This window comes from Bacillus altaicus (assembly GCF_042136375.2).
Lineage (GTDB): Bacteria > Bacillota > Bacilli > Bacillales > Bacillaceae_G > Bacillus_A > Bacillus_A cereus_U.
Genome location: NZ_CM143394.1, coordinates 4,878,002 through 4,894,302, shown reverse-complemented (window position 1 = coordinate 4,894,302; position 16,301 = coordinate 4,878,002). Strand labels below are relative to the sequence as shown.

The following is a 16,301-nucleotide window of genomic DNA, read 5'->3' as shown; positions in this document are numbered from 1 at the left end:
TTTAAGGCGTGAACTGCCTTGTATACAGGGATAGTAAGGATATAAAAGAATATAAAACAGATAATTATGAATAATTATACTATTAATGAGGGATTTATGAAATAGAAAAAAGGAAAAAAGAAAGGTTGCTTTCTTTTTTCCTTTTAATTACAGGGGTTATTTATTGTCTGCTAAAGCAGCAAATGCTCTGCCAACAGCTTCAATTGTATATTCAATATCTTCTTTTGTATGTTCTGTCGTTAAGAACCATGCTTCATATTTAGAAGGTGCTAAATTAATACCTTCTTGAAGCATCAGCTTGAAGAATCTACCGAACATTTCACCATCTGTATTTTTGGCTGCATCGTAATCTTCAATTGTATTTGTCGTGAAGTATACAGTTAATGCACCCTTTAGACGGTTTACTGTAATATCGATGTTATGTTTTGTAGCTTGTTCTAAAATTCCTTTTTCAAGCATTGCGCCAAGTGCATCTAATTTCTCGTATACGCCTTCTTGTTGAAGTACTTCTAGGCAGGCAATACCTGATGCCATAGAAGCAGGGTTCCCGGCCATTGTACCAGCTTGGTATGCAGGGCCGAGCGGTGCAACTTGTTCCATAATTTCTTTCTTACCACCGTAAGCACCAATTGGAAGGCCACCGCCGATAACTTTACCAAGTGCTGTTAGATCTGGGGTTACGCCAAGTAAGTCTTGAGCGCCGCCATACATAAAGCGGAAAGCAGTAATAACTTCATCATAAATTACTAGTGCACCAGCTTCGTGAACAAGTTCATTAACTTTTTCAAGGAAGCCAGGTTTTGGCTCAACAATACCGAAGTTTCCAACGATTGGCTCTACAAGGATAGCTGCTACTTCATGTCCCCATTTATCTAACGCTTCTTTTAAAGTTTCTACATTATTAAATGGAACAGTAATAACTTCTTGGGCGATACTTTTTGGCACGCCAGCTGAATCAGGAATTCCAAGGGTAGAAGGACCAGAGCCAGCTGCTACAAGTACTAAATCGGAATGACCGTGGTAACAACCAGCGAATTTCATAATTTTTGTGCGACCAGTGTAAGCACGAGCAACACGAATGGTTGTCATAACGGATTCTGTACCAGAGTTTACGAAGCGGACTTTATCTAAAGCGGGCATTGCTTCTTTTAACATTTTTGCGAATTTTACTTCTAATGCTGTTGGAGTACCGTATAGTACGCCGTTTTCAGCCGCTGTTTTAATTGCTTCTGTTACGTGTGGGTGAGCATGTCCAGTAATAATTGGGCCATACGCTGCTAAATAGTCGATATATTTATTTCCATCTACATCCCAGAAATAAGCACCTTTCCCGCGTTCCATTGCAATAGGGGAACCGCCTCCAACTGCTTTAAAAGAGCGAGAAGGACTATTAACACCACCAACGATATGTTCTAACGCTTCTTTATGTAATGCTTCTGATTTCGTGAAATTCACTACAATTCATCTCCTTACAAAAATCTATGTATTATTCTAACATGTTTTTCGAAAAGACGTATTGTTTGTGATAGAAGGAGCAGTTGGGTAAACTATTCGTTGTGACATTTAGGAAGGGGGTCCGATTATGAAATCGGTAATTGAGGTACAAGGGTTACGTAAAGAGTTTACAGCTTATTCAAGTCGTCCGGGCTTAAAGGGTGCATTTCGCGATTTATTAAATCGTAATTATAAAATAGTACCAGCAGTAAATGATGTTTCTTTTACTATAAAGCAAGGTGAAATGGTTGGTTATATTGGTGAGAATGGTGCTGGTAAATCAACGACGATTAAAATGCTTACAGGGATTTTGACTCCGACATCAGGACAAATTACAGTGAACGGAATGAATCCACACAAACAGAGAGAAGAATTTGTAAGAACAATCGGTGTTGTGTTTGGGCAGCGTTCGCAGCTTTGGTGGGATATTGCTGTACAAGAATCATTTCGTCTATTGAAGAAAGTGTACGGTGTATCAGACGCTCAGTATAAGGAACATATGGAACATGTTATTGAAACGTTAGATATCGGTCCTTTATTAGATAAACCGGTACGAAAATTATCTCTTGGTCAAAGAATGCGTTGTGAATTAGCAGCGGCGTTAATTCATAATCCGCCGTTATTATTTTTAGATGAGCCAACAATTGGACTAGATGTTCTTGTGAAATTGAAAATACGAGAATTCTTAAAAGAGATGAATGAACGTTATAAAACAACAATTTTATTAACGACACATGATATTACTGATATTGAAGCTTTATGTGAACGCGTCATCATGCTTGATGAAGGAAATATTATGTATGACGGATCTTTAGATAATCTTCGTACGCAGTGGGGAGTAGAGAAGGAAATACATTTTCAGTTTGTTGCCCCAGTTTCATACCAGGAGTTATCAATGGTTATGCCAGATAGTCATGTTGTTTGGTTAAAAGCGAAAGAAGAAAACGCATGGGTTGCAAAAATACCGAATGAAGAAGTTATCATTTCTATGTTGATTTCTAAAGTAGTACAAGCCTTTCAAATTAAAGATTTGAAAATTAACGAAGTGTCTACAGAGGAAATTATTCGTAACATTTATGAAGAAGGTATTATGCATGGGTAAGTATATTGAAATGATTCGGATTCGTTTTTTAATGATGCTTGCTTATCGTACAAATTATTACAGTGGGATTTTAATTTATACGATTAACATTGGTGCGTATTATTTTTTATGGCAAGCAATTTATAGCGGGAAAGAGAATATTGAAAGTTTATCTATTTCGCAAATGACTACGTATATTGCGATCGCATGGATGGCACGCGCTTTTTATTTCAATAATATAGATAGAGAAATTGCGATGGAAATTCAAGAAGGACGTGTGGCGGTAGAGCTAATTCGTCCATATAACTATTTAGGTATGAAAGTTATGCAAGGGCTTGGAGAAGGGATATTTCGTTTTGCTTTCTTTTCAATTCCGGGTATGGTTATTGTTACGTTATTATTTTCATTACAAATTACAACGAATTTTCAAACGTGGTTATATTTCTTCTTATCTTTAATATTTAGTTTTATCATTAATACACAAATAAATTTAATGACAGGAATGCTTACATTCTTCTTATTTAATAATAGTGGAATTATGTATGCGAAACGTGTTGTTATCGATTTATTTTCTGGTTTATTATTACCGATTAGTTTTTATCCGTTATGGGCCCAAAAAGCAATGGTGTTTTTACCGTTTCAAGCAATTAGTTATATTCCGAGTATGATTTTCTCTGAAGGTATACAAGGAAGTAAGTTATATGAAGCTTTATTATTTCAAATGATTTGGGCAATTATACTTATTATTCCAATTGTACTGATGTGGAAAACGGCGAGAAAACGTCTAATCGTACAAGGGGGATGACGAGATGATATATATAAAATTATTTTTGCAATATGCAAGTCAATATATAAAAACAAAATTGGAGTATCGTGGCGATTTTATCGTCGGATTACTTTCAGATTTATCACTACAAGCTGTTAATTTAATCTTCATTCTCGTAGTGTTTGGGCATACCCAAGCACTACAAGGGTGGAGCCGAGAAGAAGTAATCTTTATTTATGGTTTCTTTTTAGTACCGTTTGCCATTTTTTCAGCTTTCTTTAATATATGGGACTTTAATGATCGTTACATTATTAAAGGAGAAATGGACCGTATATTAACGAGACCGATTCATAGTTTATTTCAAATTATATTAGAAAGAATGGAACTTGAATCTTTAATTGGAGCTATTACGGGGATTATTGTGATGGGTTATGCAGCAATGGAGCTGCAATTATCTTTTTACTGGTATGATTTCTTCTTATTCCTACTCATGGTAGGGGGAGGGGCACTTGTGTACGGCGGGATATTTGTTACGCTTGCAAGTCTTGGCTTTTGGTCGGATTCGAAAAGTTCCATTATGCCGCTTATGTATAACATAGGGAATTATGGACGCTACCCTGTTGATATTTATAACCGTGTTATTGGCTTTGTTTTAACGTTTGTTTTACCGTTTGCATTTGTTGGGGTATATCCAGCAGCATACTTTTTAAGAAAAACAGAGTGGAATAGCTATGCTTTCGCAACGCCAATTGTTGGTGTTATCTGTTTTACTATTGCAATCACCCTCTGGAATCAAGGGGTTAAACGATATCGTGGTGCAGGGAATTAATTATAGAAGCTTGTTCGTTTCTAAGGGATAAATCAGCTATAGTCCTCATACATATAAAATGAGGTGGAGGACATGTTATGGGGATTTATTCTATTAATTGCAGCAATCGCTATTTTGAGAAGTGTCCAATTATTATGGAGTTCATATTCAAATTCCAATCGTTTCTTTTCGCTGTATAATTTAGCTACGTTGTTTTTAATTTATACAACGGTACTGATTGCGTTTGGATTAAGTTATGTTGTGCTAGAGGAAATGGGTTTTGCAGTTTTGAAAGAAGATGGGGATCGGTTAAGTGCTCATTCCTTTCAGCTCGTTGAAATATGTTTATATTTTAGCGCGGTTACTTTATTGTCCGTTGGATATGGTGATATAGCTCCGATTGGAATCGGAAGATGGATTGCAATTGGAGAAGCGCTAATTGGATATACATTACCGTTTGCATTTGTGGTAAGGACTGTAATGGACAATGAAAAATAAGGTAGCATTTGTTATAGTAATAGAAAAGAAAAGGAGTGATAACAATGATCACAGTAGGAGAAATAGCACCGGAATTCACATTAGAGGGAAGTACCGGAGAACAAATTCGCTTAGCTGACTTCCGAGGTGAAAATGTAGTTTTATATTTTTACCCGAAAGATATGACTCCAGGGTGTACAACTGAAGCATGTGATTTTCGTGATGCATATGGATTATTCCAAGAGAAGGACACGGTCATCCTTGGTGTCAGTCCTGATTCGGTGAACAGACATATGAAATTCATCGAGAAGCATGAGCTTCCATTTGTACTTTTAGTAGATGAAGATCATAAAGTAGCAGAATTGTACGATGTTTGGAAGTTGAAAAAGAACTTTGGAAAAGAGTACATGGGAATCGAGCGTTCTACATTCCTTATCAATAAAGATGGTGAACTTGTAAAAGAATGGCGTAAAGTGAAAGTGAAAGGACATATTGAGGATGTTCTTTCTTATATAAAGTGAAACTTTAATCAGTGGGGGGTGTCTATCCACACTGATTATTAGCCAGCAAATAGCGGGATAAAATAATCTATATTAATGTGGAGAAAAAATATATATATAAGGCATGCGTCTATACATATTTTCTTGCGATACATAAAGTGAAAGTGTAGGGCATACCTCCTCAGATGATAGTATTCCAAGTGCGATTATGTCGCACTTTTTTCTATGTAAATGTATAGGAAATGGGGGAAGTTATATAAGAATAAGGCTATATACAAAAATAAACCACATACTTATAGTAGAAATATTGACGATTTATAAGAAAAAGAGTACACTCTTTATAAGAATTATAAAATAATAATCCGTATAGAATCGGGGTGCATGACGGTGGTCAAAGAAGAATTAAAAGAAGCGCTAGAAATGCTGAAAAATACGGGTGTACGCATTACTCCACAGCGTCATGCTATTTTAGAGTACCTTGTGGAATCTATGACGCACCCAACAGCGGATGACATTTATAAAGCATTAGAAGGTAAGTTTCCAAATATGAGTGTTGCAACTGTTTATAATAACTTACGTGTGTTTAAAGAAGTTGGACTTGTAAAGGAATTAACTTATGGGGATGCTTCAAGTAGATTTGATTATGTTACAAGTCAACATTATCATGTGATTTGCGAAAAATGTGGTAAGATTGTTGATTTTCCTTATGGAGGTTTGGAACAGCTTGAAGAGGAAGCTGCGAAAACGACAGGCTTCGTTATTAATAGTCATCGCTTAGAAATTTATGGCGTTTGTCCAGAGTGTCATAAGGCGTAATATATAATAAAGAAAGAGGGTGACGATTTCGTCACCCTCTTTCTTTATTATATATTACTATTTAGGATTTATAGCTCTTCTTATTATATTTCTCATCAAATTCTTTTCCTTCTAGATTTCGATCAAGTGTTAAAGGTTGATTGCAATGCATACATGCGTCGACACGACCGAGCATTTTTGTTGGTTTATCGCAGCTTGGACAAATAATTTGTATCGTTTTTGTAGATAACATACCAATCCAAAAGTAAACAACAGTGCTAGCGATGACAGCTAAAAAACCAACCATCATAAAGGTTGTCATAATAATGATGTTTTCGCGAAAAAAGACACCTAAGTATGCAATGAAGAGGCCGATAAATACTAAACTCAATGCAAAGGTTCGGATTTTATTAATTTTGTTCGAATATTTAATACCCATTCCCACCACACTCCTATAGGAATAATATAACACACAATTTAGAATATTTTATGAAAACGAAGACGATGACTAAATTTATCACTTATTAAAGAACAGTAGTGCTTTCTTTTAAGATGCAATACAGAAAGAGATTAGGTGGAAGAAGCATGTCTATAAAAGAGGAGTAGTAATTTTTTTCTATAGTTAATTTAGCTTTTTAACGGGATGTGAAATTTTTTTGTGAAAAGTATTGACCCTACATATACTGCATGATATATTAATAAACGTCGCTGATGCGGAAACGCAGTAAACGACAAAAAAGAAATTTGAAAAACTTAGTTGACATCGAAAAACGAAGATGTTAACATAAGGAAGTCGCAATTGAGCGACGAAGTAGTTCTTTGAAAACTGAACGAAACAAACAACGTGAACGTCAATTTTTATTTTTAGATGCTAGACAAACTAACTTTATTGGAGAGTTTGATCCTGGCTCAGGATGAACGCTGGCGGCGTGCCTAATACATGCAAGTCGAGCGAATGGATTAAGAGCTTGCTCTTATGAAGTTAGCGGCGGACGGGTGAGTAACACGTGGGTAACCTACCCATAAGACTGGGATAACTCCGGGAAACCGGGGCTAATACCGGATAATATTTTGAACTGCATAGTTCGAAATTGAAAGGCGGCTTCGGCTGTCACTTATGGATGGACCCGCGTCGCATTAGCTAGTTGGTGAGGTAACGGCTCACCAAGGCAACGATGCGTAGCCGACCTGAGAGGGTGATCGGCCACACTGGGACTGAGACACGGCCCAGACTCCTACGGGAGGCAGCAGTAGGGAATCTTCCGCAATGGACGAAAGTCTGACGGAGCAACGCCGCGTGAGTGATGAAGGCTTTCGGGTCGTAAAACTCTGTTGTTAGGGAAGAACAAGTGCTAGTTGAATAAGCTGGCACCTTGACGGTACCTAACCAGAAAGCCACGGCTAACTACGTGCCAGCAGCCGCGGTAATACGTAGGTGGCAAGCGTTATCCGGAATTATTGGGCGTAAAGCGCGCGCAGGTGGTTTCTTAAGTCTGATGTGAAAGCCCACGGCTCAACCGTGGAGGGTCATTGGAAACTGGGAGACTTGAGTGCAGAAGAGGAAAGTGGAATTCCATGTGTAGCGGTGAAATGCGTAGAGATATGGAGGAACACCAGTGGCGAAGGCGACTTTCTGGTCTGTAACTGACACTGAGGCGCGAAAGCGTGGGGAGCAAACAGGATTAGATACCCTGGTAGTCCACGCCGTAAACGATGAGTGCTAAGTGTTAGAGGGTTTCCGCCCTTTAGTGCTGAAGTTAACGCATTAAGCACTCCGCCTGGGGAGTACGGCCGCAAGGCTGAAACTCAAAGGAATTGACGGGGGCCCGCACAAGCGGTGGAGCATGTGGTTTAATTCGAAGCAACGCGAAGAACCTTACCAGGTCTTGACATCCTCTGAAAACTCTAGAGATAGAGCTTCTCCTTCGGGAGCAGAGTGACAGGTGGTGCATGGTTGTCGTCAGCTCGTGTCGTGAGATGTTGGGTTAAGTCCCGCAACGAGCGCAACCCTTGATCTTAGTTGCCATCATTAAGTTGGGCACTCTAAGGTGACTGCCGGTGACAAACCGGAGGAAGGTGGGGATGACGTCAAATCATCATGCCCCTTATGACCTGGGCTACACACGTGCTACAATGGACGGTACAAAGAGCTGCAAGACCGCGAGGTGGAGCTAATCTCATAAAACCGTTCTCAGTTCGGATTGTAGGCTGCAACTCGCCTACATGAAGCTGGAATCGCTAGTAATCGCGGATCGAGCATGCCGCGGTGAATACGTTCCCGGGCCTTGTACACACCGCCCGTCACACCACGAGAGTTTGTAACACCCGAAGTCGGTGGGGTAACCTTTATGGAGCCAGCCGCCTAAGGTGGGACAGATGATTGGGGTGAAGTCGTAACAAGGTAGCCGTATCGGAAGGTGCGGCTGGATCACCTCCTTTCTATGGAGAATTGATGAACGCAGTTCATCAATAAACGTTGACTTGTTTTGTTTCGTTCAGTTTTGAGAGAACTATCTCTCAAGTTTAAATGTATGTTCTTTGAAAACTAGATAACAGTGTAGCTCATATTTTTTTAATTTTAGTTTGGTTAAGTTAGAAAGGGCGCACGGTGGATGCCTTGACACTAGGAGTCGATGAAGGACGGGACTAACGCCGATATGCTTCGGGGAGCTGTAAGTAAGCTTTTATCCGAAGATTTCCGAATGGGGAAACCCACTATACGTAATGGTATGGTATCCTTACCTGAATACATAGGGTATGGAAGACAGACCCAGGGAACTGAAACATCTAAGTACCTGGAGGAAGAGAAAGCAAATGCGATTTCCTGAGTAGCGGCGAGCGAAACGGAATCTAGCCCAAACCAAGAGGCTTGCCTCTTGGGGTTGTAGGACATTCTATACGGAGTTACAAAGGAACGAGGTAGACGAAGCGACCTGGAAAGGTCCGTCACAGAGGGTAATAACCCCGTAGTCGAAACTTCGTTCTCTCTTGAATGTATCCTGAGTACGGCGGAACACGTGAAATTCCGTCGGAATCTGGGAGGACCATCTCCCAAGGCTAAATACTCCCTAGTGATCGATAGTGAACCAGTACCGTGAGGGAAAGGTGAAAAGCACCCCGGAAGGGGAGTGAGAGATACCTGAAACCGTGTGCCTACAAATAGTCAGAGCCCGTTAATGGGTGATGGCGTGCCTTTTGTAGAATGAACCGGCGAGTTACGATCCCGTGCAAGGTTAAGCTGAAGAGGCGGAGCCGCAGCGAAAGCGAGTCTGAATAGGGCGTTTAGTACGTGGTCGTAGACCCGAAACCAGGTGATCTACCCATGTCCAGGGTGAAGTTCAGGTAACACTGAATGGAGGCCCGAACCCACGCACGTTGAAAAGTGCGGGGATGAGGTGTGGGTAGCGGAGAAATTCCAATCGAACCTGGAGATAGCTGGTTCTCCCCGAAATAGCTTTAGGGCTAGCCTTAAGTGTAAGAGTCTTGGAGGTAGAGCACTGATTGAACTAGGGGTCCTCATCGGATTACCGAATTCAGTCAAACTCCGAATGCCAATGACTTATCCTTAGGAGTCAGACTGCGAGTGATAAGATCCGTAGTCAAGAGGGAAACAGCCCAGATCGCCAGCTAAGGTCCCAAAGTGTGTATTAAGTGGAAAAGGATGTGGAGTTGCTTAGACAACTAGGATGTTGGCTCAGAAGCAGCCACCATTTAAAGAGTGCGTAATAGCTCACTAGTCGAGTGACTCTGCGCCGAAAATGTACCGGGGCTAAATACACCACCGAAGCTGCGAATTGATACCAATGGTATCAGTGGTAGGGGAGCGTTCTAAGTGCAGTGAAGTCAGACCGGAAGGACTGGTGGAGCGCTTAGAAGTGAGAATGCCGGTATGAGTAGCGAAAGACGGGTGAGAATCCCGTCCACCGAATGCCTAAGGTTTCCTGAGGAAGGCTCGTCCGCTCAGGGTTAGTCAGGACCTAAGCCGAGGCCGACAGGCGTAGGCGATGGACAACAGGTTGATATTCCTGTACCACCTCTTTATCGTTTGAGCAATGGAGGGACGCAGAAGGATAGAAGAAGCGTGCGATTGGTTGTGCACGTCCAAGCAGTTAGGCTGATAAGTAGGCAAATCCGCTTATCGTGAAGGCTGAGCTGTGATGGGGAAGCTCCTTATGGAGCGAAGTCTTTGATTCCCCGCTGCCAAGAAAAGCTTCTAGCGAGATAAAAGGTGCCTGTACCGCAAACCGACACAGGTAGGCGAGGAGAGAATCCTAAGGTGTGCGAGAGAACTCTGGTTAAGGAACTCGGCAAAATGACCCCGTAACTTCGGAGAAGGGGTGCTTTCTTAACGGAAAGCCGCAGTGAATAGGCCCAAGCGACTGTTTAGCAAAAACACAGGTCTCTGCGAAGCCGTAAGGCGAAGTATAGGGGCTGACACCTGCCCGGTGCTGGAAGGTTAAGGAGAGGGGTTAGCGTAAGCGAAGCTCTGAACTGAAGCCCCAGTAAACGGCGGCCGTAACTATAACGGTCCTAAGGTAGCGAAATTCCTTGTCGGGTAAGTTCCGACCCGCACGAAAGGTGTAACGATTTGGGCACTGTCTCAACCAGAGACTCGGTGAAATTATAGTACCTGTGAAGATGCAGGTTACCCGCGACAGGACGGAAAGACCCCGTGGAGCTTTACTGTAGCCTGATATTGAATTTTGGTACAGTTTGTACAGGATAGGCGGGAGCCATTGAAACCGGAGCGCTAGCTTCGGTGGAGGCGCTGGTGGGATACCGCCCTGACTGTATTGAAATTCTAACCTACGGGTCTTATCGACCCGGGAGACAGTGTCAGGTGGGCAGTTTGACTGGGGCGGTCGCCTCCTAAAGTGTAACGGAGGCGCCCAAAGGTTCCCTCAGAATGGTTGGAAATCATTCGTAGAGTGCAAAGGCATAAGGGAGCTTGACTGCGAGACCTACAAGTCGAGCAGGGACGAAAGTCGGGCTTAGTCGATCCGGTGGTTCCGCATGGAAGGGCCATCGCTCAACGGATAAAAGCTACCCCGGGGATAACAGGCTTATCTCCCCCAAGAGTCCACATCGACGGGGAGGTTTGGCACCTCGATGTCGGCTCATCGCATCCTGGGGCTGTAGTCGGTCCCAAGGGTTGGGCTGTTCGCCCATTAAAGCGGTACGCGAGCTGGGTTCAGAACGTCGTGAGACAGTTCGGTCCCTATCCGTCGTGGGCGCAGGAAATTTGAGAGGAGCTGTCCTTAGTACGAGAGGACCGGGATGGACGCACCGCTGGTGTACCAGTTGTTCTGCCAAGGGCATAGCTGGGTAGCTATGTGCGGAAGGGATAAGTGCTGAAAGCATCTAAGCATGAAGCCCCCCTCAAGATGAGATTTCCCATAGCGTAAGCTAGTAAGATCCCTGAAAGATGATCAGGTTGATAGGTTCGAGGTGGAAGCATGGTGACATGTGGAGCTGACGAATACTAATAGATCGAGGACTTAACCATATAATATGAAGCTAATGTTATCTAGTTTTGAGAGAATATAAAAAACTTATTGACTTTCTAAGTGAATCAAGTATAATAATGTTTGTCTCAAGCGAATATAGTCTGGTAATGATGGCAGAGAGGTCACACCCGTTCCCATACCGAACACGGAAGTTAAGCTCTCTAGCGCCGATGGTAGTTGGGACCTTGTCCCTGTGAGAGTAGGACGTTGCCAGGCAATATTATTCCGCAGTAGCTCAGCGGTAGAGCTATCGGCTGTTAACCGATCGGTCGTAGGTTCGATTCCTACCTGCGGAGCCATTGGAGAGCTGTCCGAGTTGGCCGAAGGAGCACGATTGGAAATCGTGTATACGTCACAAGCGTATCAAGGGTTCGAATCCCTTGCTCTCCGCCATAAGCATTTTATAATATTTGGCCCGTTGGTCAAGTGGTTAAGACACCGCCCTTTCACGGCGGTAACACGGGTTCGAATCCCGTACGGGTCACCACTTTTGGAGGATTAGCTCAGCTGGGAGAGCACCTGCCTTACAAGCAGGGGGTCGGCGGTTCGATCCCGTCATCCTCCACCATATAAATTATATGAATAATATTGTCGCGGGGTGGAGCAGTACGGTAGCTCGTCGGGCTCATAACCCGAAGGTCGCAGGTTCAAATCCTGTCCCCGCAACCAAACATTTTCGTAATGTGGTTGCTAACACTTATCATATAATTATATAAATAATATTATCGCGGGGTGGAGCAGTACGGTAGCTCGTCGGGCTCATAATCCGAAGGTCGCAGGTTCAAATCCTGTCCCCGCAACCAAATGGTCCCGTGGTGTAGTGGTTAACATGCCTGCCTGTCACGCAGGAGATCGCCGGTTCGACCCCGGTCGGGACCGCCATTTTAATAAGGCTCGGTAGCTCAGTCGGTAGAGCAGAGGACTGAAAATCCTCGTGTCGGCGGTTCGATTCCGTCCCGAGCCACCATTTTAATAAAATATGCCGGCTTAGCTCAATTGGTAGAGCAACTGACTTGTAATCAGTAGGTTGGGGGTTCAAGTCCTCTAGCCGGCACCATGTAAGTTTCGGAGGGGTAGCGAAGTGGCTAAACGCGGCGGACTGTAAATCCGCTCCTTTGGGTTCGGCAGTTCGAATCTGCCCCCCTCCACCAGTTATATAGGGGCATAGTTTAAAGGTAGAACTGAGGTCTCCAAAACCTCCAGTGTGGGTTCAATTCCTACTGCCCCTGCCAAATATATAAACACAACATGGCGGTTGTGGCGAAGTGGTTAACGCACCGGATTGTGGCTCCGGCATTCGTGGGTTCAATTCCCATCAGTCGCCCCATTTTTATTTTTTAAAATTACAAATAAATTAATGGATACTTACATATAATTAAGTAAAACTTCGGTGGGCTATAGCCAAGCGGTAAGGCAACGGACTTTGACTCCGTCATGCGCTGGTTCGAATCCAGCTAGCCCAGCCATTTTTGCGGAAGTAGTTCAGTGGTAGAATACAACCTTGCCAAGGTTGGGGTCGCGGGTTCGAATCCCGTCTTCCGCTCCATTTTAACTTCATATGGCGGCATAGCCAAGTGGTAAGGCAGAGGTCTGCAAAACCTTTACCACCGGTTCAAATCCGGTTGCCGCCTTTATTTTATGCCGATGTGGCGGAATTGGCAGACGCGCACGACTCAAAATCGTGTTCCTTCGGGAGTGTCGGTTCGACCCCGACCATCGGTATCGGTGAATTAAAAAAGACCCTAACAGAAATGTTAGGGTTTTTTTTGTTAAATTATGCTATGTGATTCTAAAATTCGTAATAAACTTAGGAATTCATGTATAATATAACTTGTCGAAAGAACAAAATGATAATGATTTATATTATGTCTGTAATATGAATCAAAAATGAACTTTTTATATTTCTTTTAAAAATGTGTTGAATACACATTATATTTCATATTAATATTTTTATGTAGATTTAAAATGGGAAAGAGAGTGGAAAGTATGGGCCGTAAATGGAACAATATTAAAGAAAAAAAAGCATCAAAAGATGCAAATACAAGCCGTATATATGCGAAATTTGGACGTGAAATTTATGTGGCAGCAAAACAAGGCGAGCCAGATCCAGAATCAAACCAAACGTTAAGAGTTGTATTAGAACGTGCGAAAACATACAACGTGCCAAGAACAATTATTGACCGTGCGATTGAAAAGGCAAAAGGCGGTTCAGAAGAAAACTATGACGAGCTTCGTTATGAAGGCTTTGGACCAAACGGATCTATGGTAATTGTAGATACACTGACAAATAACGTAAACCGTACTGCAGCAGATGTACGGGCTGCATTTAGCAAAAACAGTGGTAACATGGGTGTAAATGGTTCTGTGGCTTACATGTTTGATGCGACAGCTGTTATCGGTCTTGAAGGTAAAACGTCAGATGAAGTTCTTGAAATCTTAATGGAAGCAGATGTAGATGCACGTGACATTCTAGAAGAAGAAGATTCTGTTATCGTTTATGCTGAACCTGATCAGTTCCATTCAGTACAATCTGCACTTAAAGGTGCTGGTGTTGAAGAATTTACAGTTGCAGAATTAACAATGCTTGCACAAAGTGATGTAGAACTTCCTGAAGATGCTCAAGTACAATTTGAAAAAATGGTTGATGCATTAGAAGATTTAGAAGATGTACAGCAAGTTTACCACAACGTAGACTTAGGGGAATAATAAGGTGAAACTTTAATCAGTGGGGGGTGTTCATCCGCCACTGATTATTACCCCTAACCAATCGGGCGTTTACTGCCCACAAATAGCGGGATATAAGACAGAAGACCCTTTCGTTTAACGAACTGGGTCTTTTTTTATTGAAATAGTTAAGGTGATAAAGTTTTAAAGGGGTTTTGTTGTAGTTATGGAATATGGTTATAGATAGTATTTTAAATAATCGTATTTCTAGGAGGTATTTCTGTGGAGCATAAAACACCAAAGCATATTGTTGCCGTAGCAGGTTACTTAACAAATGAAAAGAATGAGGTGCTTTTAACGAAAGTGCACTGGCGAGCTGATACGTGGGAAATGCCTGGAGGACAGGTAGAAGAAGGGGAAGCGCTCGATCAAGCTGTTTGCAGAGAAATAATGGAGGAAACAGGATTAACTGTGAAGCCTATCGGAGTTACAGGGATTTATTATAATGCTTCTGTGCATATTGTAGCTGTTGTTTTTAAAGTAGCATATGTTAGTGGTGAAATAAAAATTCAACCTGAAGAAATACAAGAGGCTAAATTTGTTGCTTTAAACGAAGAGAACATCGATGAGTATATAACGCGTCCTCATATGAAATCCAGGACACTTGATGCGATGAAAGCAACGCATTTCATTCCATACGAAACATGGGAAGTTCAGCCATATAACCTTATAGGAAGGTTGTAAAGTTTAGGTTAGTTATTTGAGGACAGCTCAAATTGCTAACCTTTTCTTTATGTATAATGTTTCAAAAAAAGGTCACAATAATAAAGTGTAGGCTAATAATTAGTGGAGGAAGCAGGGCTACTACCTAATTTCCTAGCTTTAGCCAAGTTTTGAGGGAGAAGTCTTACTGCATACAAATAGCGAGATAATCTGAAAGCTAGTATTGATTTGTGGAACGTTTGTTCTGTATAATGGTGATATATCATATATAATTAGATTGCTAGATGTTTAAAAGTATAAATGTATAAACTGATATAATAAAAGAATAAAGTGAAATGAAGGAGAGTCCTACTTCCTATAAATAGTATGATAAACAAATGTATATTCAATATTTCATATGAATAGTAGATAAAAAAGGACTGTGATACAATACATTTTTACACCTTACAATGTTGTAAGGTAGGTGTAAGAGAAATCGATGGGATATTCTTTTACAAGAAGGTATTCTTAAATTAAGAGTTATATATGCTGTGTGGAAAAGAGGTGTTCGAGATGAAAGAACGAGTATTATCTAGAGTGAATTATCATCAAAAAGTTGCATTAAATCCATTAACTAAATTTCTTTATAAAGCCATTATATTATTATTATTATTAAGTTTTGCATTATTATTCGTTGGAAATGTAATGATTGAGCGAAGTGATATTAGTAAATTACATGTACCCGCTAAGTTAGAGGTGCCAGAATCATTAACACACGCATTTATTGCGACGGAAGATAAAAGGTTTTATCATCATAACGGTTTAGACTATATAGCAATTATTCGAGCTTCTATTGAAAATATAAAAGCTGGTGGTGTTGTGCAAGGAGGAAGCACGATTACACAGCAGCTATCTAAAAATGCTTTTTTATCTAATGAACGTACATTTTCTCGTAAGTGGAAAGAAATTTTTTATACGAAAAAAATTGAACGTACATTCACAAAGGATGAGATTTTAAAATTATATGTGAGTAATATTTACTACGGAGAAGGAGCATGGGGAATTGAAAAAGCAGCAAACCTTTACTTCGGTAAAAAGGTGGATCAATTAACGTTGGCAGAGAGTGCAATGATGGCTGCTGTAGTAAAAGCACCAGCATATTACTCACCTGCACAAAATTATGATAAAGCAGTTGAAAGACGAAATGTAGTTTTAAGACTAATGGAGAGAGAAGGATATATAAATCATGATGAGTATGTGCAAGCAGTTAGTGAGAAATTAGTAATTCGTCATGATATAAAAACAGAGCAGTCTATGTTAAAAAATGCACGTGAAAAAGCAGTAAGTTAAAAGAAGTTCCTATATAGGGCTTCTTTTTTTGAATAATTTGTGACAAAAGACGACACAATATTGTCACAAATGTTGTATTTTTGTAATTTATGTGAGCGTGTTCATTGCGTGACCTATGTAAGTATTGATATTATGTGTATTGTGTACAATGATGTAT

11 protein-coding genes, 16 tRNA genes and 3 rRNA genes are annotated in these 16,301 nt (G+C 41.2%); 28 read left to right on the top strand and 2 right to left on the bottom strand.

Translation table 11 applies throughout. The features are described from left to right. Window positions 1-156: 156 nt before the first annotated feature. On the bottom strand, window positions 157-1,455 hold the full coding sequence (hemL, locus tag ACE38F_RS25295) for a glutamate-1-semialdehyde-2,1-aminomutase (protein WP_215555156.1): 1,299 nt from the start codon (window positions 1,453-1,455) through the stop codon (window positions 157-159). Window positions 1,456-1,582: 127 nt separating this feature from the next. On the opposite strand from hemL, the gene ACE38F_RS25290 reads away from it, so the two are divergent. The 6 genes from ACE38F_RS25290 to perR all read left to right on the top strand — a co-directional run bounded on the left by ACE38F_RS25290 (window position 1,583) and on the right by perR (window position 5,942). Beyond that, window positions 1,583-2,596 (top strand): ABC transporter ATP-binding protein, encoded by a 1,014-nt coding sequence (locus ACE38F_RS25290; RefSeq protein ID WP_215555157.1) that lies wholly within the window; start codon window positions 1,583-1,585, stop codon window positions 2,594-2,596. Continuing rightward, window positions 2,589-3,380, top strand: coding sequence for an ABC transporter permease (locus ACE38F_RS25285; protein WP_002113871.1), 792 nt, complete (start codon window positions 2,589-2,591; stop codon window positions 3,378-3,380). Before ACE38F_RS25290 ends, ACE38F_RS25285 begins: the two co-directional genes overlap by 8 nt. Window positions 3,381-3,384: 4 nt before the next feature. Continuing rightward, entirely contained in the window at window positions 3,385-4,170 is a 786-nt protein-coding gene (locus tag ACE38F_RS25280) for an ABC transporter permease (protein ID WP_215555158.1), read from the top strand. A gap of 72 nt (window positions 4,171-4,242) precedes the next feature. Then, window positions 4,243-4,647, top strand: coding sequence for a potassium channel family protein (locus tag ACE38F_RS25275; RefSeq protein ID WP_002091112.1), 405 nt, complete (start codon window positions 4,243-4,245; stop codon window positions 4,645-4,647). Window positions 4,648-4,691: 44 nt separating this feature from the next. Next, complete coding sequence (gene bcp / locus ACE38F_RS25270) at window positions 4,692-5,147, top strand: thioredoxin-dependent thiol peroxidase (protein ID WP_098778070.1); 456 nt, start codon at window positions 4,692-4,694, stop codon at window positions 5,145-5,147. Between the two features lie 366 nt (window positions 5,148-5,513). After that, window positions 5,514-5,942, top strand: coding sequence for a peroxide-responsive transcriptional repressor PerR (perR, locus tag ACE38F_RS25265; RefSeq protein WP_000237831.1), 429 nt, complete (start codon window positions 5,514-5,516; stop codon window positions 5,940-5,942). A 61-nt stretch (window positions 5,943-6,003) separates the two neighbouring features. Here the strand turns inward: perR and ACE38F_RS25260 are convergent, their stop codons facing one another. Next, window positions 6,004-6,360: a YgzB family protein gene (locus tag ACE38F_RS25260; RefSeq protein WP_002125074.1), complete on the bottom strand. Its 357-nt coding sequence runs from the start codon at window positions 6,358-6,360 to the stop codon at window positions 6,004-6,006. 447 nt (window positions 6,361-6,807) lie between these two features. On the opposite strand from ACE38F_RS25260, the gene ACE38F_RS25255 reads away from it, so the two are divergent. The 22 genes from ACE38F_RS25255 (at window position 6,808) to ACE38F_RS25150 (ending at window position 16,144) form a co-directional block, all read left to right on the top strand. Next, window positions 6,808-8,360 (top strand): 16S ribosomal RNA (locus ACE38F_RS25255). Window positions 8,361-8,506: 146 nt separating this feature from the next. Further along, a 23S ribosomal RNA gene (locus ACE38F_RS25250) occupies window positions 8,507-11,427 on the top strand. A 101-nt stretch (window positions 11,428-11,528) separates the two neighbouring features. After that, window positions 11,529-11,644 (top strand): 5S ribosomal RNA (gene rrf, locus ACE38F_RS25245). Together the 16S, 23S and 5S rRNA genes with 16 tRNA genes alongside form the textbook arrangement of a ribosomal RNA operon. An 8-nt stretch (window positions 11,645-11,652) precedes the next feature. Further along, window positions 11,653-11,727, top strand: a tRNA-Asn gene (locus ACE38F_RS25240). A 2-nt stretch (window positions 11,728-11,729) separates the two neighbouring features. Then, window positions 11,730-11,821: transfer RNA gene (locus ACE38F_RS25235), tRNA-Ser, on the top strand. A gap of 19 nt (window positions 11,822-11,840) precedes the next feature. After that, a tRNA-Glu gene (locus ACE38F_RS25230) sits at window positions 11,841-11,915 on the top strand. Between the two features lie 5 nt (window positions 11,916-11,920). Beyond that, a tRNA-Val gene (locus ACE38F_RS25225) sits at window positions 11,921-11,996 on the top strand. A 24-nt stretch (window positions 11,997-12,020) separates the two neighbouring features. Beyond that, window positions 12,021-12,097 (top strand) — tRNA-Met (locus ACE38F_RS25220). Window positions 12,098-12,154: 57 nt separating this feature from the next. Then, window positions 12,155-12,231, top strand: a tRNA-Met gene (locus ACE38F_RS25215). Window positions 12,232-12,234: 3 nt separating this feature from the next. After that, window positions 12,235-12,310, top strand: a tRNA-Asp gene (locus ACE38F_RS25210). 9 nt (window positions 12,311-12,319) lie between these two features. Beyond that, window positions 12,320-12,395 (top strand) — tRNA-Phe (locus tag ACE38F_RS25205). 14 nt (window positions 12,396-12,409) lie between these two features. Beyond that, window positions 12,410-12,485, top strand: a tRNA-Thr gene (locus tag ACE38F_RS25200). A gap of 10 nt (window positions 12,486-12,495) precedes the next feature. Beyond that, window positions 12,496-12,579: transfer RNA gene (locus ACE38F_RS25195), tRNA-Tyr, on the top strand. Between the two features lie 7 nt (window positions 12,580-12,586). Beyond that, window positions 12,587-12,660: transfer RNA gene (locus ACE38F_RS25190), tRNA-Trp, on the top strand. A gap of 19 nt (window positions 12,661-12,679) precedes the next feature. Further along, window positions 12,680-12,755: transfer RNA gene (locus ACE38F_RS25185), tRNA-His, on the top strand. A 64-nt stretch (window positions 12,756-12,819) separates the two neighbouring features. Next, window positions 12,820-12,894 (top strand) — tRNA-Gln (locus ACE38F_RS25180). Window positions 12,895-12,899: 5 nt separating this feature from the next. Beyond that, window positions 12,900-12,974, top strand: a tRNA-Gly gene (locus tag ACE38F_RS25175). Between the two features lie 14 nt (window positions 12,975-12,988). Continuing rightward, window positions 12,989-13,059 (top strand) — tRNA-Cys (locus ACE38F_RS25170). A gap of 9 nt (window positions 13,060-13,068) precedes the next feature. Beyond that, window positions 13,069-13,150, top strand: a tRNA-Leu gene (locus ACE38F_RS25165). A 264-nt stretch (window positions 13,151-13,414) separates the two neighbouring features. Then, window positions 13,415-14,134 (top strand): YebC/PmpR family DNA-binding transcriptional regulator, encoded by a 720-nt coding sequence (locus ACE38F_RS25160; RefSeq protein WP_002113875.1) that lies wholly within the window; start codon window positions 13,415-13,417, stop codon window positions 14,132-14,134. Window positions 14,135-14,374: 240 nt separating this feature from the next. Continuing rightward, window positions 14,375-14,836: an NUDIX hydrolase gene (locus tag ACE38F_RS25155; RefSeq protein ID WP_375370752.1), complete on the top strand. Its 462-nt coding sequence runs from the start codon at window positions 14,375-14,377 to the stop codon at window positions 14,834-14,836. 531 nt (window positions 14,837-15,367) lie between these two features. Further along, window positions 15,368-16,144, top strand: a complete 777-nt coding sequence (locus ACE38F_RS25150) for a transglycosylase domain-containing protein (protein WP_375370753.1) — start codon at window positions 15,368-15,370, stop codon at window positions 16,142-16,144. Window positions 16,145-16,301 lie beyond the last annotated feature (157 nt).

Excerpts from the sequence above, each read along its gene's own strand:
- ACE38F_RS25285 (WP_002113871.1), top strand. The coding sequence starts at position 2,589 with ATGGGTAAGTATATTGAAATGATTCGGATTCGTTTTTTAATGATGCTT.
- ACE38F_RS25150 (WP_375370753.1), top strand. The coding sequence starts at position 15,368 with ATGAAAGAACGAGTATTATCTAGAGTGAATTATCATCAAAAAGTTGCA.
- ACE38F_RS25275 (WP_002091112.1), top strand. The coding sequence starts at position 4,243 with ATGTTATGGGGATTTATTCTATTAATTGCAGCAATCGCTATTTTGAGA.
- ACE38F_RS25290 (WP_215555157.1), top strand. The coding sequence starts at position 1,583 with ATGAAATCGGTAATTGAGGTACAAGGGTTACGTAAAGAGTTTACAGCT.
- ACE38F_RS25260 (WP_002125074.1), bottom strand. The coding sequence starts at position 6,360 with ATGGGTATTAAATATTCGAACAAAATTAATAAAATCCGAACCTTTGCA.
- bcp (WP_098778070.1), top strand. The coding sequence starts at position 4,692 with ATGATCACAGTAGGAGAAATAGCACCGGAATTCACATTAGAGGGAAGT.
- ACE38F_RS25160 (WP_002113875.1), top strand. The coding sequence starts at position 13,415 with ATGGGCCGTAAATGGAACAATATTAAAGAAAAAAAAGCATCAAAAGAT.
- ACE38F_RS25280 (WP_215555158.1), top strand. The coding sequence starts at position 3,385 with ATGATATATATAAAATTATTTTTGCAATATGCAAGTCAATATATAAAA.